This window comes from Sporolactobacillus laevolacticus DSM 442, assembly GCF_000497245.1.
Taxonomy (GTDB): Bacteria; Bacillota; Bacilli; order Bacillales; family Sporolactobacillaceae; genus Sporolactobacillus; species Sporolactobacillus laevolacticus.
The window spans coordinates 1-19,739 of sequence record NZ_AWTC01000016.1 but is presented as its reverse complement, the minus strand read 5'-3'; the positions used below and the strand labels follow the sequence as shown (position 1 = coordinate 19,739).

Below are 19,739 nucleotides of genomic sequence, written 5' to 3'. Positions count from 1 at the left end.
AGGCCATTATGAATACTAAACATTCGATAACATCGCGAATATCTTATGCCTTTGGTGCCTTTGGACACGATATGTTTTTTGCTACATTAAGCACGTACTTTATCATGTTTGTTACGACTCACCTCTTTAATACGGGCAGCACGTCTCAAAATGATATGATGATTTCTATTATTACTTTAATTATCTTTCTGCTTCGCTTTGTCGAATTAGCTGTGGATCCGTTAATTGGAAATGCGATCGATAACACGAGAACACGGTGGGGTAAATTTAAACCTTGGGTTGTTATTGGCGGCGGAGTAGGATCGATTTCACTGATCTGCTTGTTTACTGATTTTGGCGGATTGACGAAAAATAATCCGGTCTTGTATCTTGTTCTGTTTGCGATCGTCTATATTTTAATGGATATGTTTTATTCATTTAAGGATATCGCTTATTGGTCAATGATACCTGCATTATCGTTTGATTCCCATGAAAGAGAGAAGACGGCTACATTTGCTCGAATCGGTTCGACGATTGGTGGTAATATTGTCGGCGTTGTCGTCATGCCACTAGTTCTGTTATTTTCGATCAGCTCGAATCATGGAACCGGTGATAGTCGCGGCTGGTTCTGGTTCGCGGTTATTGTAGGAACAATTTCATTTATAACTGCTGTTATAGTCGGCTTTGGTACAAAAGAAGTTGATTCGGCACTTCGTAAAAATAAAGAGCAGACAAAGTTCAAGGACGTATTTAAAGTATTGATCAAAAATGATCAGCTCATGTGGTTGTCCTTGTCCTACGGACTCTACACGATCGGTGTAACCTTAACGAATTCCATGGAGCTCTACTACTTTTCTTTTATTCTCGGAGACGCCAGCAAGTTTTCAATTCTGGCAATCTTAAACACAATCGTTGGTTTGTTTGCAGTTTCAGTCTTTCCATCACTGGCTAAAAGATGGAAACGAAAAAATGTATTCTTTATCTCAATCGCGATTATGGTTCTTGGATTGCTGCTGTTCAGTTTTGCTGATACGTCTCTTCCACTCGTCATTGCGGCTGCGGTCTTGTTCTTCATTCCTCAGCCACTGATCTTCCTCGTCGTGCTGATGACGATTACGGATGCTGTTGAATACGGCCAGTTAAAAGAAGGACATCGCGATGAGAGTTTGACTCTTTCGGTCCGTCCTTTACTGGATAAACTTGCCGGCGCCGTCTCCAATGGTGTTGTTGGGTTGACCGCCGTATGGGTGGGCATGACGACAGGCGCCTCAGCCAGCAGTATTACAAGTGCGGGGAGACTGACTTTTAAATTCATGATGCTCGGTATCCCATTTTTATTCGTCATCATTGGAACTTTTGTTTTCTTCAAAAAAGTTAAGCTTAATGAGAAGATGCATGCAGAGATTGTTGATGAATTGGAGAAAAAGTGGGGCAAGAACTTCGGCTCAACAGAAGACGATGGGTTCATTGAACAGCCAATCAGCGACCAATCCGACGAATCGGTATTGAATATCTATGCACCAGTCGACGGAGCACTCGTTCCACTCGAAGCGGTCAATGATGATGTGTTCTCTAGCGGCAAGATGGGCAAGGGATTTGCCATTAAACCGAAAGGCAATAAAGTTTATGCGCCATTTGATGGCTTGGTTCGCATGACCTTCTCCACACGGCATGCAGTTGGAATCGTTTCTAAATCCGGAGCGGTTGCACTGATTCATGTTGGGCTGGGAACGGTTAACTTAAAAGGTGAAGGCTTTATCACATATTTCGATCGAGGAAAAGAAGTAAAGAGAGGGGAATTATTAATCGAATTTTCTCCGGAAATCATTGCGGAAAACGGATATGATGACGTCGTTATTACTGTCTTTACCAATTCGGATTCTTATCAATCGATCACTATTGAGCAGAAACACGACGTTCACCATAATGAAATCATTGCGAAAATAATAAAGTGAAAATATACCGTAATGATTCACAAAGGTCGTTTTTCGATCAACTTTCGATGAGACAGTACGGTTAACGAAATCTAACTAAATTAGGGAGGCAGCGCTGCTATTTATTTCACCCAGATCCGGATAAAGCATCCTTTAGAGATTGATGCGGATGATAATTTCCAATGATCATGGGTGAAATTATTTTGCAGTATGTTCAATGAATAATGACAAACCGAATATTAGCTGGCTGCAAGATCCGACTATTTTTCGCGTCAATCGTCTCGATGCTCATTCCGATCATTCCTATTATACTTCGGATGCGGAAGCTAAGCAGGGTGTGATGCAGCTCCGACAAAGCTTAAATGGGAACTGGAAATTCAGTTATGCACGTAACCCGCAATCGCGCGTGAAAGATTTTTATCAGATGGACGTTGATTGTCGCTGTTGGGAGGATATTAAGGTTCCAGGTCATATTCAGCTCCAAGGATATGGACGGCCGCAATATAGCAATTTAACGTATCCATGGGACGGGATCAGCGAAGTCGGTCGTCCTCCTCAGATTCCACAGGATTATAATCCGGTGGGCAGCTATGTCAACTATTTTACAGTCAATCAAGAATTGCAGACAGGTCCGCTTTATCTTTCATTTCAGGGCGTTGAATCGGCTTTCTTCGTTTGGCTGAACGGACGGTTTATTGGTTACAGCGAGAGTAGTTTTAATCCGGCTGAATTTGCTCTTTCAGATGCGGTTGTTAAGGGGATAAACAAACTGGCCGTTGAGGTATATCAGCGATCGACGGGCAGTTGGCTTGAAGATCAGGATTTCTGGAGATTTTCAGGAATATTTCGTGATGTCTATCTGTACACAACGCCGCCTATTCATATTTTTGATCTGTTTGTAAAAACGGATCTGGATCATACGTACCGTAATGCAGAATTGAAGATCGATTTGAAGCTGCAAGGTGAGAAAAAAGGAAATGTTTCAGCCGTTTTATGCGATCACTTAGGAAATGAAGTGGGAATAGTTCCGGAAAGTAAAATCCAAGAACGCATGCAGCTTCGTATTCATTGCCGGGATGTTCGGCTTTGGAGCGCAGAAGAACCCTATCTATATCTGCTTAAATTAATTGTTCGCGATGAGCGAGGACAGATCATTGAAATCGTCCCGCAACAAGTCGGGTTTCGCAAGTTTGAAATTAAAGAGAAACAAATGTGTCTGAACGGCAAACGTATTGTGTTCAAGGGTGTTAATCGTCATGAATTTGATTGTCGAAGAGGCAGATCTGTTACGCGACAAGACATGTTGTGGGATATTAAATTTCTTAAGCAGCATAACATCAATGCCGTTCGTACATCGCATTATCCAAATCAGTCGTACTGGTACCAGCTTTGTGACGAGTACGGGGTCTACGTGATCGATGAGAATAATCTGGAGACACACGGCACATGGCAGCTGCACAATGGTACGGTTCCTGAGCATGTGCTACCTGGCGATAAACCAGAATGGCATGATAATGTGCTGGATCGTGCACGCTCGTTGCTCGAACGAGATAAGAATCATCCGTCCGTATTAATATGGTCATGTGGAAACGAATCTTACGGCGGAAAAACCATTTTCGATGTATCGGAGTATTTCAGAAAGGCGGATTCTTCGCGGATTGTCCATTATGAGGGAATTTTCCATGATCGGACCTTTAATGCGACGAGTGACATCGAGAGCCGGATGTATGCGCGAGTTGAAGAGATTAAAGATTACTTAGAAAATGATCCAGAAAAACCGTATATCAGCTGTGAGTATATGCATGCGATGGGGAATTCGTGTGGGGGATTTCACGAATATACGGCATTAGAAGATCAGTATCCGCTTTACCAAGGCGGTTTTATATGGGATTATATCGATCAATTCCTCATGACAAAGAATCGCTATGGCAAGACGGTTCTTGCCTATGGCGGTGATTTTGACGATCGTCCGAACGACGACGATTTCTGTGGTGATGGCATCGTTTACGCTGATCGCTCGCCATCGCCGAAAGTTCAGGAAATTAAGTATCTGTATCAGAATATTAAACTGAATGTTTGTCGGGACGGTGTCGAGGTTAAAAATCAAAACCTTTTTATCGATACATCCGGCTACGAGCTGGAGTATTCGTTAAATCGTGAAGGGCAGGAGATCATGCGTCATCGGTTATTGGTCGTCGTTCCTGCTGGCAAGTCGCAGTTTGTTCAGCTTCGGTTCAGCGATCAGCTTTCAGCCGGGGAATATACGCTCAATGCTGCAATGAAGCTGAAGCAGAGCACGCGCTGGGCGGATAAGGGCTATCCGGTCGCTTTCGGTCAGTTTGTTTTTCAGCAACAGGCTGCGCCCACAGCAACGAAGCCGCCAGCTTCTCGGACAATGGACGTGATTCATGGAACATTCAATCTTGGGGTTCGAACGGATCATTTCAGCGCCATTTTTTCCAAAGAGAAAAAAGGATTGTTATCGCTCCGTTATCATGGTCGAGAGTTCTTGAAACAGGTGCCGATGCCAATGTTCTGGCGTGCTCTGACCGATAATGACAACGGCTGCAGATTTGGTTATCAAAGCGGTTTGTGGCTTCAAGCGAGTTTATTTCAGCGTTGCATCAAGACGCGCATCGTCGAAGAAAAAGATGCGGTTACCATTGTTTATACGTATCAATTACCACTTTCTAATCAAGCAACCGTTGATGTATCCTATACAGTTCGTCCGGAGGAGACGATCGATGTATCCGTTGATTATTACGGTGAGCAGGGACTTCCGGATCTGCCGATTTTCGGGATCTTACTGCGGATGGACGCTGACTTTAACCAATTTCGCTATTACGGAAAGGGACCTGAGGAAAATTATAGTGATCGAAATTCCGGTGCTCGGCTCGGCATTTTTGAAAAAAAGGTCGTCGATAACGTGTCGAAATACGCGATTCCACAGGAGAGTGGAAACAGAACCGGTGTCCGATGGGTCAACATGCTGGATGATCATGGCGAAGGTCTACTATTTGAGGCATTGGATCAGCCGTTTGAGCTTGGTATTTCGCCTTTTACAGCGTTTGAACTGCAAAATGCTCGACATGTCGATGAACTTCCTGAGATCCACTATACGAATGTGACACTTGCTTCCAGACAGATGGGGGTCGGCGGTGATGACAGCTGGGGCGCCCCGGTACATCAGGCATACCATATTGACGCATCAGATCATCTTCATTTTGCATTTAAAATTCGCGCGGCTTGTACCGACGACCGATAATATGAGTTAAAGGTGGATTTTCCTTCACAACCGAAAAATTTAAATGTTATAAACCAAAAAAGGCGATGAATCCTAAACGGTTCAACGCCTTTCTTTTTAATTTTTAAAGAACGCAGTTTTTAGTGCCCATTGAGACTAAGCTTGCAGTGGGTAAAACTACAAACTGCTCTTACGGTTGATCAGTTTTGTTCCGAGTGTTATGCGTTGCGGTACTTCAAGCGGATTTTTAATTTGTTTAACCAGTAAGTCGACGCCAAGTTCACCCATGACTTCGGTATATACCTTAACTGTGCTTAATGGCGGATAAAAATATTTGGCGATGGAAATATCGTTGAATCCGATCAGCGATACGCGTTCGGGAACTTGGATGTTATGTTCATGCAGTGCTCGAATCGCACCGATGGCCATTGCGTCACTTGCAACAAAAAATGCCCGTGGTAATTGATCGCCCAATTTTTCAATTGCCTCCATCATTAACTGATAACCAGAATCGGGTGAAAACGAGCCTGTGAATATATATTCAGAATCCTGATTTAATTTCACTTTAATCTTTTTGACAAAGAAATCATATCGAGGATCCTTTAAAACTAAATTCTGATCATAAGTCGACTCTTTTCCTGCCAGCATGCCGATCGAGTGAATGCCTTTATCAAGAAAATGATCAACAACTTGTTTGACTGCCTGCTCGAAATCAGTAACCACGCAGTCATATCCGAACGCAAAAGTATCGAAATCTAGAAAAACGATGCTTTTAGATATCGTTGTTAATTTTTTTATTTCGCTCTCGCTGAACTTGCCAATCGCGATAATTCCATCGATATCATTCTTTTCTGTCACATTTTCATTAGGAAAAAGATGTACCGTTTCATAGCTTTCTGCCTGAAGCTTATTTTCAACACCCATTCGTATCGATAGATAGTACAGATCGTTCAATTCTTCCTGCTCAGTAACCCAAAGCACAATCGCAATTTTTCCATGGCTCTTTTTTTTATGTGGGCGGTTTTTAAACTTTGAATAATTAAGTGATTCCGCTGTTTCAAAGATCCGTTTACGTGTTTCTTCTGTAACTGAAAGCGTTTGATCATAATTCAATATTCGAGAAACAGTGGCGATCGAAACGCCAGCTTGCTTTGCTATGTCTTTTATCGTAGCCAATAGTCCACTTCCCTTACCATCAAAAATCGATCCATTTATATTAAAGGGGATATCATTATATTACCATAGACATCATGCACCCTAACCAAAAAAGACATTCATATGGTCGTAGAGTGAGGCAAAACGATCAGCTAAATCCCCTAATGACGCAGTATCTTCTTAACCGCTTCGCCATATTTACCGTGAAGGGCTATTAGATAAAGGACCAAGCCTTGAGGAAGCAGCGCGGCATAGAGGATCAAATGAAGCACTAGGCCGGCCAGCAGCGCTTCACCTTGATTGATGCCTAATCCGGCTAAACCAACAATGACGCCGTATTCAAATAAGCCAATGGCACCGGGAGAGGAGGGGATAAAGCTAATAAGATTCGTTACGGCAAATACCGCCAGCGACAGAGGAAAGGACGCAGCAAACCCGAATCCACAAGCCGCGAGGCCTAGCCATGTGGCAAGAAGAAGCAGGACATACGAAAAAAGCACCCAAAGCATCATGTTCAATAGACCAACTGTTAAGTAGCTGCGAACATAGTTGCGAATGCGCGGGATAAAAAGAACACAAGCGACAAGCAGCAACGAAAGCGCAACACATGAAAAGAAAAGAATCCATAGTACGCTTACAATACTCGGATCTTTAAATCCGGAAAAAGGAACGGCAAGCATTGAGAGCACGATAATCGCAACTGAATCAGCGATTGCCGGTACCATCACTAATTTTGTTCGTTGCAACGCGCTATAATTGCTCGGAAAAAAAGCGAAGCGCAGGCCATCCCCAATGTGAAGTGGCAGGATCATGTTTGCAGCATGGCCGATCACAACGACTTGCAAAGCAGTGAGTCGATTAATATTCGGATCAATGCCCAGCGTATAACTCAAACCGCGTACATAATTTGAATAGAGCGTAATGATAACAGAAACAAAGACGAGGAACCAATTGATGTTCGCGTGAAGCGTAGTTTTTAGGTCGAAATGGCTCAACGTCTTAAAAGAATAATAGATAATTAAAAGGGTTATGAGAATGCCGAATAGCAGTTTTATTTTTGTTTTTGTCGTCATGTAACTGCTCCTTGATGAACGTGCTGGTCGATTCAATCGAGATTTTTAAGCAATCGGACGACTTTGAGACGTATTTGTTTCCTTAGCTGTCCGTATAAGCAACTCACTGATTTCGAGAGCCGAGTCAGGCTTTCTAAAGGTGTATTGATTCTGAGCGATTTGCAGAAGTTTTTCTCCGCCGTTGGCACATAATTCCTCAATCATCTCCGGAAGAAGACGGATGTCTCTACAATAAAGCCCTAACTTTAGGATTTTTTGCCTCTTGTCCTCGCAGTGCGCCGGTCACAATGACAGGTTTGCATAGATGAACCGCCTCCATTAATACATTAGGGCTTGCCCGCATTATAAGAAGATCAGCTTCCATCATGCGCGCCTTTATTTCCTTTGTAAACCCATAAACAGTAATTCGTTTCCCAACATAAGCGGACAGCGTTCGATTAATGAATTGGATCAGACGTGTATTATGTCCCGCAATAATTGTCAAATGGACCCGTTTATCGTTTAGCAGGGCTTTAGCAATTTTTATCACTTGCGTTGATCCTTGACTCCCGCTAATCAAAAGAATAGAAATATTTTTTAGGCGTGCGCGAAACCGTTCTTGAGGATCAGGGAGGTATTTGTCACTGAATTCGCTGCGCACAGGGAATCCGTTCAAAACCAATTGATCTTGTCTCATGCCTGCATGAAGCATTCGCTCCTTTGCCTCATCGGATGGGCAAAGGATATATTTTGCGCGTTTGTCAGCCCAGAGCGGTGTGACATTGTCTAAGTCGGCAATCAGCGAGATAACGGGTATATCCAGGTTTGCCTGGTTTAAGATGTTTAGAACAGAACCGACGAACAGATTATGAACGGAGACGATGAGATCCGGATGAAAGGCAGAAATCTGATCTAATAAAGACTTTCGGATGCTATGGGCAACGAACCGATTGACAATTGATTTAAAAGGCGCGCTTAATTGATAGATCAGCCCCCATAATAAAGGGAATTTCACTGCGAACGAATCATAATTACGACTGGAGGAACGGAGCAGTCGGTTGCCAAGCTCAAATCCATCAAGGACAATAAACTGAGTATCCGGTGAAAGGCGCAGCAACTGTGCACATAGCGCTTCGATGATACTATTATGTCCACTTCCGGTATACTCAGATGAAAGAAACAAGATTCGATTCACAGCAAAGCTTCCCCTTTACACATCTTTATGAATAGTTGTTAAGTCATTAATTGTCACTTGTTTAATCGTTGTCTTCTTATTAACAAGAAGACGTAAAATTCTCGGTCGGTTATAACGCTGAATGATAATATAAGGAAGATTGAGTGCGACAGCAATGACGATGATAACAATGGAAACGTTTGCATAATGCCGTTGGGCATAAATAAATGAGCAGATGATGATGGACCAATGGACAAGCTCGGCACGGCACGTTTCCAAAACAAATCGATACAAATATTCGGAACCGGACTGCTTCATCTGTCTTTTTGTAAAAAGGAAGGAGAGAAAATCACTAAGCTCCGGCAAACGATTCTTCCATTTTTTCACGCCGATATAGTCTTGATAGATTTGCCCATTCTTTTCCCATCCCCATCCTCTGAAAAACCAGTTGTCATAATGGAAGAAAGAGATTGGAAGTTTTATTGAAATAATTGTATTAACGATTGAGATGATTAAAAAAACGACCAAGTGATGGATCAGTAAAAGTGAGTGCATCATGCTCATCTCTCTTTCCGATCAGTACTTGCAAAAAAACAACAAGGGCTGAAGCCCAATTAAGAAGGAAAAGATAACCAATCCTATAAGTGAAAGCGGAACGGGGAGGCAACACATCAATCATTGTTCATGAACCCTGGATCTTTCATCTATATAGGGACAGGCAATTAATCATATGAAAATAATGGCACAATATTCACTCTAAACTATAGATGAAAAATTTAAGAGAATCAATCATGCCTGTTCAAAGCGCGATCGTCTGCAAAAAAAAGTTCAGTGATTCAATCATTGCCTGAACCTTCGAGTGATTCATTAACAAAGAGTTTGCAGATTTCATCAAGTAATGCTTCGGGCGTGTTACCGCGGACTTCTCTTTGGAGCGCATAGAAAGAGCCTGAAAATACATTGAACAGCAAATCGGCTTTGAACGTGCTGCTGGCATCTATGGTTGAATGGCCCATGATCTCCTGAAAAAGACTGGTGAAAATAGGATGCAATTTTTGATAAAGCGGACTTCCGATGAACGCTTTGTTAGTAAACGTTGAACTGTCCACACCTTTTAGTAATGCACTCTTTTTTTCTCTGAACACGATAAATAAGCGGAGAACGCCCTTGAGCCGGTCGCTTGGCGATTCGGATTGATGATCGGTTAAATAGGTGTCGATGTCGCTGAACAGACGAGCGATGCTGTCTCGAATTAAATCCATGCACAATTCGCTTTTATTGCGGTAGCGCCGGTAGAGTGTACCAGCGCCGACCTTTGCTTCAGCGGCGATTTGGTTCATGCTGACTTGTTCAACTGCCGTATGTTCAAAAAGCTTAAGCGCAGCAGACTTAATACGCTGACGATTTTCCGCTGCATCACGACGTTCCGTGTATTGCCAGAGCGATTTGTCCTCAACCATTTAGTGTTCTCCTTTCCGAAGCAATCCAAGAACTTGACAAGCGGAGATTTCTCCGTTTAATATAAGTGAAGAGTTCTCCGCTTAATAATAGCTTAAAGAAAAAAGCGGAACAATACAAGTGAAATCCTGCTGCCTGCCGGTGATTCATGAATTAAGGGGACAAGATCATGCCAGATAAAAAGACAAACCGTAAACTCGTTACCGTAGCGATGCTCGTCGCGATTCTTTTAGTGGCGATTGATGTGACGATTGTTAGTACTGCGATGCCGAAAGTAGTTCGCGATCTAAATGGCTTAAATTTAATCAGCTGGGTGTTTGCCATTTACACGCTGACGACATCGGTAACCACACCAATCTATGGTAAACTTGCCGACCTGTTTGGTCGAAAGAAAATTTTCATCATTGGCGTTATCTTGTTTGTCGGCGGATCAATTCTATCTGGTGTGTCGCAAACGATGATGCAATTAATTATTTTTCGCGCCATTCAGGGGATTGGTGCAGGAGCTGTGATGCCCATTACGTTTACAATTATCGGTGATCTTTATCCCGGTGAGCAGCGGGCAAAGATGCAGGGCATGTTCAGCGCGGTTTGGGGTATTGCCGGTTTGCTTGGTCCGCTCGTCGGCGGATTTCTTGTTGACCAAATTAGCTGGCGCTGGATCTTCTTTATTAATTTGCCTGTTGGTATGGTTTCGTTGCTTTTGATCGTGGCTTGTTTCCACGAGTCGTTTGAGCAGGGAAAAAGTCATTCGATTGACTATCTTGGGGCGATCACGTTTACACTCGGACTTTCATCGCTTCTGTATGTTCTGCTTAACGCGGGTCAAGCTTTTGCATGGAATTCTGCGCCGGTTTATGCCCTTTTTGCCGCTTTTGCAATTTTCATGGTACTCTTTGGTTATCTGGAAACGAGAGTGAAAGAACCGATGTTGCCGCCTTCTTTATTCCGGATTCCGGTTATTGTCGTCTCAAATCTTGTGACATTGCTCGCGAGCAGTGTTGTTATTGCCGTCACTGTTTATTTGCCAATATGGATCCAGACGATTCTTGAAAAAAGCGCGACGAGTTCAGGGCTGACGCTGATGCCGATGTCGGTTGCTTGGCCGCTCGGAGCAGCGCTTGCCGGTCGCTACATGTATCGAATCGGATCGAAGTTGACCGCTGTGATTGGCACAGTGCTCGTCTCACTTAGCGGTATATGGTTAGCGGCTCTATCGCTCGCATCGCCTTACTGGTATTTCGTCGGGATCATGGTCGTCATTGGTTTTGGCATGGGGTATGCGATGACACCGACAACCGTGCTCGTGCAATCGGCTGTTGGCTGGGGAATGCGCGGTGCAGCGACTGCATCAAATATGTTGATGCGATCACTTGGGCAAACGGTTGGCATTGCGGTGTTCGGAACAATCTTTAACAACGCGCTGTCGTCTGAAAAGACGCAATCTACCAGCAGTTCAGCTGTCCATACGGCAATGGCTAGTGGCATTCATCTCGTTTTTGTCTTTGTTTTCTTCATTGGCATCGTCACGCTGATTGTATCGCTGCTGCTTCCTTCGCATCAAAAAGTGATTGCGCAGCAAAAACAAGTAGCGAATTGATCAGAAACTGCTTTAAGTACCTCGTCTAAGTGTTTGATGCATGCGGTCATTCAGCAACTACATATAAAAGAGAAGAGACAGCGAATCGCTCATTCCGCTGTCTTTTCTATGTCATTGATCGAAAAACTTAGTTGGTGAATGTTATGAAGCTTATCAAACAAAATTAAATACAATTCATAGTTTGCTTGTGTGATTATGAAAAATAAGCAATCATAAGATTTTCAGGGTCACAGTTAAATAAAAATCACAAAATATTAATAGCACGCGATTGATTCGGTAAACGCTCATTATGATAAGATAGGATCAGGATATACCTATTTAAATTCAATATAAGGTGGAACCAGATATATGAGAAAATTTGCGATTATCGGTGTTGGTCATGTTGGCGCAGCAGTTGCGTTTACTTTGGTGACCAAGGGTATTGCGGACGAACTGATTCTCATTGATAAGAACGAGGGACTCGCGCGTGCCGAACAGCTCGATCTGCAGGACATGCAAGGACGGATTGAGACCCGAACGATCATTAAAATCAATGATTATAGTGAGCTTGCAGATGCGGATATTTTGTTCATTACCGCCGGCAATATTCTTGCGTATGCGGAGAAGGACGCAGCCGGCAACCGGTGGGCTGAATTCGAATACACAAAGAATATTGTGCAGGACATTGCACCTAAAGTAAAAGCGTCCGGTTTCCACGGCGTTGCCATCGATACGATGAACCCATGTGATGCGATCACACAATATTTCCAGGAAAATACCGGACTCAGCAGGCAGCAAGTATTTGCTACAGGCACGTTCCTTGACACCGCTCGGATGCAAAAAGTGGTTTCGGATCAATTTGACTGTGATCCGAAAAATGTTTCCGGTTATGTTTATGGTGAACATGGTGAGTCCCAATTCACCGCATGGTCAACAGTCCGCGTGAACGGATTGGACATCACGGAACTTGCGAAGGAGCGAAACTTAAATCTGGATGATCTGGAAGAAGCAGCGCGCCGCGGCGGCTGGGAAGTTTACTCAGGCAAGGGCTACACAAGCTGGGCAATTGCTACCTGTGCGGTTAAACTAAGCCAGGCCGTTCTTTCTGATGCTCGTGCTGCTTACATTTGTTCTTGCTATAATGAAAAGTATGGCACCTATGTTGGTCAGCCGGCGATCATTGGCAAGAACGGGGTAGAAGAAGTAACGACTCTGCCGTTAACTGCTGAAGAGGAAGCCAAATTTAAACATTCTGCGGATACGATTAAGGAAAAGTTCCAAACGTTTGATAAGCAACCTAACTAATCTTTCAAAATGCCCCTGACCGTTAAAAATTAGTCAGCGTTTTTTCAATTGCTCGGAGGTTAAAATCCGATTCATTCGGACTTTGACCACCGATTTTGTTCTGAACTTCAAAGATAAGGAGCGCAAACAATGACATCCGAGAATGGTTTGCGCAAAAAGATTAAAAAGCAAGGGCTGCCTGATAAGTCATTTTGACTTTGAAGCAGCCCTTTTCTAGTGAAAATCCCACCGTGAAAAGCTTGAACTGTTCACAAATGAGTCGATTAATGATAATAAAGTTTATTTGTTTTTCGCCAAATTTTCCAACGCCCAGTAGTTCGGTTTCCCGCTGCCGAGGAGCGGGATTTCGTCGACGTAGTCGATGCTTGACGGCATATAAAGCATGGACATTTTCTTGCTCTTGATAAACTTTTTGAATTCTCGCGATGAAATCTTGGACTTGGTCGTGAACATGACGATTTGTTCCCCTTTTCGCTTATCGGGAATGCTCACGGTGTAGAAAGCAGATTCGCCAAAACATTCCAAGGCTAATTCCTCCACTTTATTCAGCGAGATCATTTCACCGGCTATTTTCGCAAACCGCTTTAATCTGGCTATGAGATGAATAAATCCGTCTTGATCGATTTGAGCGATGTCCCCAGTATTGTACCATTCACCGCAAGGCACAAAGCCTTTTCCGTGGATTAAATAGCCCTTCATGACATTTGGGCCTTTGAGCAGCAGATTTCCGCCTTCTTCAACGCCTTCGACTTTGGCGATCTTCGCTTCCATGAGCGGGATGAGTTGACCAACCGTTCCCTCCTTATAATGCTGATGAGTATTAAGAGAAATAATCGGCGATGTTTCCGTAGCCCCGTACCCTTCTAAAATCGTGATCCCAAATTTATTTTTATAGGTCTCCCTGACGTCGTCTTTTAATTTTTCCGCACCCGCAACGACAATTCTTAATGTTTGGAACTGCTCTTTCGTCGCAAATTTGGCGTAATTGCTAAAGAATGTGTTGGTCGCTACAAAAAGTGTACTCTTATCCTTGTGAATCGCCTTTGGAATCTCTCGATAACTAAGTGGAGAGGGGTACAAGAACACTTTTACATTGGTGACCAGAGGAAGAATGGAACCAACCGTCATCCCAAACGAATGGAAGAGCGGCAGCGGATTGAAAATCCGGTCGGTCTCCTTGACTTCGATATGAGCAAAAACTTGTTTGATATTCGCAAAAATGTTCCGATGGGTCAGGACAACGCCCTTCGGTTTTGATTCTGTTCCGGAAGTGAATAAGATCACCTCAGATGTTTCTCTTTTCTTAAAGCGGGACACTCTGGATTCGATCAAGCCCGATACTTTGTGAAAGGCAGAAATGCCGTCTCTCAAGTCCTCAAGATAGATAATTTTCACCTGTTTCTCCATCTCTTCGAGCGTATACCCAAGATCCGCTTTTTTGATGAATTCTTTAGACGTGAGCACCGTCTTCAGAGAAGCCGTTTCCATGCAATCGATGATGTTCTGCGTCCCCATCGTGAAATTTAAAATGCATGGTTTCTGTTCATTTTTAAACAAAGAAAACAGAACAATGACTTGCGCAACGACATTAGGCAAAAAGATCCCGACACGGTCTTCATTTTTGACCACTTCATTGATCTTTCGGCTCATGATGTTCACGGCAATCAGAAATTTATTGTAGGTTAACGCATTCGATAGATCCTCAATAATCACTTTTTTAGGGCGTGCCTTCGCTTGCCTCACCATTTCATCAAATAAATTCACATCATCCGGTATTTGTAATGTCAAAACATTCACTCCCAAGTAAATAACAGCTTTTTAAAATTGAAATTCGTGCGCAGCAAGCTCGCAAATTTCATGCCTATGATAGATCGTAAATAGGAATAGAGTCCTACTTTTTATACCGTTAATCGATAAAAAAATCAAGGGCACGCAAAACATATAGAAATTGATAATGGAAGGTACGAAAAAAACATATAAGATGTTTCATTAAATTGACAAGCCTTTGAAGCTTGAAAGAAGGTGATAAGAAACAAGTGACACAAAGCTTGACCTTTGTGTCACTTGTTGAAGGTTCTCTATTTGAAATGAAGATAATATGCCAAAAGTTCATGTAATCTGTCTTCAAAAAAGTGAATGCCGACGATCCATGCTAATCAATAGGCTGCTTTAAGGTGCTTAACTAATTCTTCTGCGCTCTCTTGAAGGCCCCCACTTGTTAACAGACGGACACCATGTTTTTTAAAAATAGGGAGGAAACGCATGCCGGTCAGGTTGGCCATCGCCTGAAAAGGTTTGATCAGTTCACTGACGCTGAATTGGTTTGAACCGCCTGCTTGATAATTCGCTTCCGGCCCACCGATCGATATAGCCAATACGAAATCTTTTCCTTTTAATTTTGTTCCTTCAGATCCGTAAGCCCAACCGTATGTAAGGACAACATCCTGCCATTCTTTGAGCAGAGAAGGACTGCTGTACCAATACATCGGGAATTGAAAAACGATTCGGTCATGATCCGACAGAAGCTGCTGTTCTTTTTTCACATCGATGATTCCATTCGGATACGTACCATACAGGTCATGAACGGTGATGTCTGCGTCTTGTTGTAAATGATTCATCCAGGCTTTGTTGATCACAGACTGTTCCAAGTGGGGATGAGCGACGATATCCAGTATTTTCATTATTCTAAGATCCTTTCTCTTTAACTATAATTTCACAATCAGATCGATTCTTATACGTTTGATAAAAGACATTGGCAATCCTATTGGTGGTAAAACAGGTGCCTGGGGAACCGGTACCGAGAATTAAAGTCACCAGATCCTACAAGATGGAATCCTCCTTAATTTATATTTGTATATGCAAATGAAGGGTTAAAAAATTAATGGTTCTGTTCCAGCTTATTGCTCGCTTCATGAAGCATCTTGCTTAAATCCCTGCTGAACTCACGACCTAAGAGCTCAGAATAACGCTCAAACAGGACTTCAAGAGACTGCCGGAAATGCTGGTAGACCTTTTCTCCCTCATCCGTCAGAGCGATAAAGGTTTCCTTTCCTCCTGGCGTTCGTGTGACGAGTTTTCGTTTTTCCAGCTTATCAATAAAACGCGTACTTGTTGAAGGCGCAATGGACAATTTGCGGCACAGTTCTTTTTGCGTAATGTCCGGATGGAATCGGACAGTCATGATCAAATACAGGTAGCTCGGCGCGAGATCATCGGCATCGAACGTTTCCTCAGCTAATTTTGTGATGTTTCGGGCAAACCTGCTGGCCGTAAAATAAAGACAACGGGTTAAAAGCTGATTCTCTTCATTCATTTTTCTCAATCCTCATTTCATTTGCATATACAAATTACCACACAGCACGATGAAGATCAAAGGAAAAGCTCAACTTTTTTTGGCGACGCTCACCTAATGAGAAAACACAATCCATATTTAAAGACATGATTCAAGGTGAAGATGAAATGAAGGTCACCGATAAAATCCTAAAATTGACATATCAATAAAGAAACAGCACTTAGCCTGATAAAGGTTGAGCGCTGTTTTGCATGTCTATCTTAGAGATTTCATATACCGTTTAAGTTCCTCATAGAAATTTTCACGCGACCCGAACAGAATAACTAAGATCTCATTTCCCTCATTATCTATTTCGACCGAATAGGCGAGTTCATAATTTGTCCTTTGATAATAAATATCAAGAGAAAGTACGCCGGCTAAATTATAGTTTTTTTCATCACCAATAGTCGGATCGCATCTTATTTCTAAAATGGCATCAGAAACCAATCGATAGAGTGGTTTGTTATGTTTTCGCAGCTTTTTTAATATTCTCAGTGCTTGTGGGGTATATTGGTCATTTAACATTTTTTCCGCTGGGTTCCTCATCATCCGGAAGGGAGTCCAAGAAGTCGTCAAGTGACATGTCTTCCGGTTTTTGCGGTGCCTTATGTGCCATTTCTCGTTCATCAGCAAGCAATTGTTTCATAGCATTCGGCACTTCTTGTTTCGCTTTCTGGAAGGCATGCAGAAGTTCTTCCCCTTGCAGACCTTTTTTTATTAGATCACGCAGAATGTCTTCAGAGAAATCGAAGCCCGGATTTTGAATAGCAGGTTTAACAATGAGTCGTCGACCGATTGGGTCAAACTGAACGATCGCTTCATCGGTAAATCCTGCTTTTTCATAAAATTCAGTTGGTATGGTCATTTGATGGTTAGGACTTATTTTCATTCGTTTCGTAGGCTTATCTACTTCCATAAGCAAAGCACGCTCCTTTAACCCTTGTGCTTCCATAGAGTATGCCACCACCTTTTAAAAAAATACATGATTTTTAGATTTTTATTTTTTTGATTCTTTATTTCTTAATTTTACTTTATTAATGATAGTGATCATTGTCAATAGAAAAAGACTGATGGCAATTGTAAAAAGAAATTCAAGAGCGATACGGCTAAGAAAGTTCTGATGATTGGAACGTTTATTTACAATGAGCACTCTGTGGCAAGGTCACCGTTTACCGTATGAAAGAGGCGATTGTTGATGAGATCGTTAAATCAGCAAAAAGAACGTTTCAAAATATTGCTTTTACCGTTATGATGGACATATCTGCTGTATGATTTAAAGCCGCGGTGAGTGACATTTGGGTAATGGGAACTAAATGAAGAGGTGCAGGGATGGAATATAGGAAGGCGGTTTTATCTGATAGTGATAGACTAGCACAGCTGAGGGTCGCTATGTTAAACGAGGACGAAGACTATTCCTATCAATTTAACACGGTCCTATTCGACAATACAAAGGAATTTATCGAGCAAGGACTAACAAACGGCAGTAGTGTCTTATGGGTCGCATTGGCCGGGGATTTGATCGTCACCATGTGTTGTGTCACGTTCTTTACTTTACCGCCAAATGATTGGTGTCCGAATGGGAAAACAGCATACATAGGGAACCTGTACACTTTACCTGACTTCAGAAAAAAGGGCATTGCGTCCCGCTTGCTTCAATTGGTGATCGATGAGGCCAAAAACTATGAGTGCGCGCGTATCCTGCTTCATACAACGGATATGGGCAAGGGCCTTTATGAAAAACACGGCTTTGAACAATCGCCGACAGCCATGGCGTTCTATCCGTTTGGTATTACTCCCGGGAAATAAGCACGTTTATTAGCAATTAAATGAAATAGCCAAAGAGAGCCTTGTATAATCTCTCGCTATGCGTGGATAGATGACAAGTTTAGTGATGGTACTGTCAAACTAAGAAAACGAGAAACAGCAACTATTTTTAGAATCAATAAAAAATAGAGAGAAGGAAGAACAAACATGACCGAAAACCAGCATTCAAATACTGCAAAACTACTTGATGTACCATTAATCAAACAGAGACCGGAACTACCGACAGGATGTGAAGCCGTTGCTTTAACCATGGCGCTTCACTACTATGGTGTAAACGTGGATAAGAAAACTGTGGTTGATCAAATGCCTCTGGACACGACACCGGAAAACCGGAATCCGGATGGCACAGTCAACACATGGGGCGATCCCGAAGTCGGCTTCATTGGAGATCCCTACGGCAACGGGATCACCATTAATCCCAATCCATTAAAGCAAGTCCTTGACCAATATCGCAGCGGCGGCATCGCCTTATACGGAAAAGACTTCAGCGTCATCCAGGACTATGTGGTAAGCGGGAAACCCGTTCTCGTCTGGTTCACCATCTCACATGAAATGCCCACACCAAGATTCTGGGAAACACCGGCAGGGAAAAAGATCAGCTCACCAAGACCGCTGCATTGCATCGTCGTCACTGGTTCCGACAATAACTATGTTTACTTCAACGACTGTGAATCTACTGAATTGAGCGGGAAAGATGTAAAAGTAGAAAAAGATAAATTCATCCAAATCTATAATGCTATGGGACAGAGGGCATTGGTTGTGAGTTGAGGTAGATCCTGAAAAATGCTTGACTATTTTGTTAAGGGGATCTTTGCTTCTTGCTCAAGTAAAAGCTATAGTTTCTTATTGGAGAGAGTATTATGACCTACAAACGCTACAAAAGTAATGTAACTCTTTCAAAACAACAGAAGAAAGAATTAGTCGCTCAGTATATTTCATATTACAAGGATTTAATCGCTGATAGAGGAATAGAAGTTCTTAATATTAAACTTCCGCGAGAAGTGTTTGAGCCAATATTAGATCAAATAGGTACATATTTAAACGAGCAGGCGAAAAGGTTGGCGAGTGAAGAAGGGGAAGTGAAACAATTTTTAGACGATAACCCACTTCCTCCTCAAATGAAAGATTTATTGCCTGATGAATTTAGAGCTTTCTCTTTGCTTCTTAATGCTTTGAAACAATGGGTGTCAGCAGAGTCTGCTGCGACTGATCGATACATATTAGGTGGTACAGCACGGGATACCTGCCGTTCAGCAGTTGATCATTGCATTGTTACTGGTGAAACCCTTGGGGATCGGTCGGAATTACATCACCCGATGAGAGATGGTCGTCCTCCTATTTTATTGAGCAAAAAGGGTCATTCAATGATTGAACATCAATTATCGAGAGAAGATGAAGCTGAAATCCCTAATGATAATGAGGGTAGCACGTGGAATCAATTAAAAAAATTGAAACGCGATCGGCATAGCTCATGGATATTGCTCCGAGAAGGATGCGAAGCAATTTTAAAAGAGAGGGAAGATTGTCGCACAAATGCTAAATCCATTGCTAATAAGGTAATCAAAGAATTGAAATTATCCCCGCATGAAATTATTGAATTAATGGATCAAAAAGGTGTTGCTAGATTGCAATAATAAATTAGCCACTCTGAACATCCGGCGGTACCACTAGGTGTTCCTGCCGCCTAAGGCGGCAGGAACAAAA

17 protein-coding genes are annotated in these 19,739 nt (G+C 42.6%); 7 read left to right on the top strand and 10 right to left on the bottom strand.

The genetic code is table 11. The features are described 5' to 3' along the window. The first annotated feature begins 8 nt into the window (after window positions 1-8). Window positions 9-1,934, top strand: a complete 1,926-nt coding sequence (locus P343_RS32755) for a sugar MFS transporter (RefSeq protein ID WP_023511126.1) — start codon at window positions 9-11, stop codon at window positions 1,932-1,934. Window positions 1,935-2,130: 196 nt separating this feature from the next. After that, on the top strand, window positions 2,131-5,178 hold the full coding sequence (gene lacZ, locus P343_RS32750) for a beta-galactosidase, LacZ type (RefSeq protein WP_023511125.1): 3,048 nt from the start codon (window positions 2,131-2,133) through the stop codon (window positions 5,176-5,178). A 156-nt stretch (window positions 5,179-5,334) separates the two neighbouring features. Here lacZ and P343_RS32745 read toward each other — a convergent pair whose 3' ends face one another. The 5 genes from P343_RS32745 to P343_RS32725 form a co-directional block, all read right to left on the bottom strand. Then, window positions 5,335-6,333 (bottom strand): LacI family DNA-binding transcriptional regulator, encoded by a 999-nt coding sequence (locus P343_RS32745; RefSeq protein WP_023511124.1) that lies wholly within the window; start codon window positions 6,331-6,333, stop codon window positions 5,335-5,337. A gap of 140 nt (window positions 6,334-6,473) precedes the next feature. Then, a complete protein-coding gene (locus P343_RS32740) occupies window positions 6,474-7,385 on the bottom strand; it encodes a lysylphosphatidylglycerol synthase transmembrane domain-containing protein (protein ID WP_023511123.1) in 912 nt (303 codons plus the stop codon). A gap of 226 nt (window positions 7,386-7,611) precedes the next feature. Further along, entirely contained in the window at window positions 7,612-8,559 is a 948-nt protein-coding gene (locus P343_RS32735; protein ID WP_051384783.1) for an MGDG synthase family glycosyltransferase, read from the bottom strand. Between the two features lie 15 nt (window positions 8,560-8,574). Next, window positions 8,575-9,096, bottom strand: a complete 522-nt coding sequence (locus P343_RS32730; protein ID WP_023511122.1) for a glycosyl-4,4'-diaponeurosporenoate acyltransferase CrtO family protein — start codon at window positions 9,094-9,096, stop codon at window positions 8,575-8,577. 278 nt (window positions 9,097-9,374) lie between these two features. Beyond that, on the bottom strand, window positions 9,375-9,998 hold the full coding sequence (locus P343_RS32725) for a TetR/AcrR family transcriptional regulator (RefSeq protein WP_023511121.1): 624 nt from the start codon (window positions 9,996-9,998) through the stop codon (window positions 9,375-9,377). Between the two features lie 167 nt (window positions 9,999-10,165). Here P343_RS32725 and P343_RS32720 point away from each other — a divergent pair, with 167 nt between their 5' ends. After that, window positions 10,166-11,596 carry an MDR family MFS transporter gene (locus tag P343_RS32720; RefSeq protein ID WP_023511120.1) on the top strand — a complete coding sequence of 477 codons (1,431 nt, stop codon included), beginning with the start codon at window positions 10,166-10,168 and terminating at the stop codon, window positions 11,594-11,596. A gap of 348 nt (window positions 11,597-11,944) precedes the next feature. Further along, on the top strand, window positions 11,945-12,880 hold the full coding sequence (locus tag P343_RS32715; RefSeq protein WP_023511119.1) for an L-lactate dehydrogenase: 936 nt from the start codon (window positions 11,945-11,947) through the stop codon (window positions 12,878-12,880). Between the two features lie 279 nt (window positions 12,881-13,159). Here P343_RS32715 and P343_RS32710 read toward each other — a convergent pair whose 3' ends face one another. From P343_RS32710 to P343_RS0119105, 5 genes are all read right to left on the bottom strand, one after another. Continuing rightward, window positions 13,160-14,677, bottom strand: a complete 1,518-nt coding sequence (locus P343_RS32710; protein ID WP_236620365.1) for an AMP-binding protein — start codon at window positions 14,675-14,677, stop codon at window positions 13,160-13,162. A 359-nt stretch (window positions 14,678-15,036) separates the two neighbouring features. Continuing rightward, window positions 15,037-15,561, bottom strand: coding sequence for an NAD(P)H-dependent oxidoreductase (locus P343_RS32705; protein ID WP_023511117.1), 525 nt, complete (start codon window positions 15,559-15,561; stop codon window positions 15,037-15,039). A gap of 197 nt (window positions 15,562-15,758) precedes the next feature. Then, on the bottom strand, window positions 15,759-16,193 hold the full coding sequence (locus tag P343_RS32700) for a MarR family winged helix-turn-helix transcriptional regulator (RefSeq protein ID WP_023511116.1): 435 nt from the start codon (window positions 16,191-16,193) through the stop codon (window positions 15,759-15,761). 234 nt (window positions 16,194-16,427) lie between these two features. Then, window positions 16,428-16,736 carry a type II toxin-antitoxin system RelE/ParE family toxin gene (locus P343_RS32695; protein WP_023511115.1) on the bottom strand — a complete coding sequence of 103 codons (309 nt, stop codon included), beginning with the start codon at window positions 16,734-16,736 and terminating at the stop codon, window positions 16,428-16,430. After that, entirely contained in the window at window positions 16,726-17,163 is a 438-nt protein-coding gene (locus tag P343_RS0119105) for an AbrB family transcriptional regulator (protein WP_023511114.1), read from the bottom strand. Before P343_RS0119105 ends, P343_RS32695 begins: the two co-directional genes overlap by 11 nt. Window positions 17,164-17,540: 377 nt before the next feature. Here P343_RS0119105 and P343_RS32690 point away from each other — a divergent pair, with 377 nt between their 5' ends. The 3 genes from P343_RS32690 (at window position 17,541) to P343_RS32680 (ending at window position 19,669) form a co-directional block, all read left to right on the top strand. Continuing rightward, a complete protein-coding gene (locus tag P343_RS32690) occupies window positions 17,541-18,017 on the top strand; it encodes a GNAT family N-acetyltransferase (RefSeq protein ID WP_023511112.1) in 477 nt (158 codons plus the stop codon). Between the two features lie 165 nt (window positions 18,018-18,182). Next, entirely contained in the window at window positions 18,183-18,803 is a 621-nt protein-coding gene (locus tag P343_RS32685; protein WP_023511111.1) for a C39 family peptidase, read from the top strand. Window positions 18,804-18,895: 92 nt separating this feature from the next. Next, window positions 18,896-19,669, top strand: coding sequence for a hypothetical protein (locus tag P343_RS32680; protein ID WP_023511110.1), 774 nt, complete (start codon window positions 18,896-18,898; stop codon window positions 19,667-19,669). The last annotated feature ends 70 nt before the right edge of the window (window positions 19,670-19,739 follow it).

Excerpts from the sequence above, each read along its gene's own strand:
- P343_RS32755 (WP_023511126.1), top strand. The coding sequence starts at position 9 with ATGAATACTAAACATTCGATAACATCGCGAATATCTTATGCCTTTGGT.
- lacZ (WP_023511125.1), top strand. The coding sequence starts at position 2,131 with ATGAATAATGACAAACCGAATATTAGCTGGCTGCAAGATCCGACTATT.
- P343_RS32740 (WP_023511123.1), bottom strand. The coding sequence starts at position 7,385 with ATGACGACAAAAACAAAAATAAAACTGCTATTCGGCATTCTCATAACC.
- P343_RS32730 (WP_023511122.1), bottom strand. The coding sequence starts at position 9,096 with ATGATGCACTCACTTTTACTGATCCATCACTTGGTCGTTTTTTTAATC.
- P343_RS32725 (WP_023511121.1), bottom strand. The coding sequence starts at position 9,998 with ATGGTTGAGGACAAATCGCTCTGGCAATACACGGAACGTCGTGATGCA.
- P343_RS32720 (WP_023511120.1), top strand. The coding sequence starts at position 10,166 with ATGCCAGATAAAAAGACAAACCGTAAACTCGTTACCGTAGCGATGCTC.
- P343_RS32715 (WP_023511119.1), top strand. The coding sequence starts at position 11,945 with ATGAGAAAATTTGCGATTATCGGTGTTGGTCATGTTGGCGCAGCAGTT.
- P343_RS32705 (WP_023511117.1), bottom strand. The coding sequence starts at position 15,561 with ATGAAAATACTGGATATCGTCGCTCATCCCCACTTGGAACAGTCTGTG.
- P343_RS32700 (WP_023511116.1), bottom strand. The coding sequence starts at position 16,193 with ATGAATGAAGAGAATCAGCTTTTAACCCGTTGTCTTTATTTTACGGCC.
- P343_RS32695 (WP_023511115.1), bottom strand. The coding sequence starts at position 16,736 with ATGTTAAATGACCAATATACCCCACAAGCACTGAGAATATTAAAAAAG.
- P343_RS0119105 (WP_023511114.1), bottom strand. The coding sequence starts at position 17,163 with ATGGAAGCACAAGGGTTAAAGGAGCGTGCTTTGCTTATGGAAGTAGAT.
- P343_RS32690 (WP_023511112.1), top strand. The coding sequence starts at position 17,541 with ATGGAATATAGGAAGGCGGTTTTATCTGATAGTGATAGACTAGCACAG.
- P343_RS32685 (WP_023511111.1), top strand. The coding sequence starts at position 18,183 with ATGACCGAAAACCAGCATTCAAATACTGCAAAACTACTTGATGTACCA.
- P343_RS32680 (WP_023511110.1), top strand. The coding sequence starts at position 18,896 with ATGACCTACAAACGCTACAAAAGTAATGTAACTCTTTCAAAACAACAG.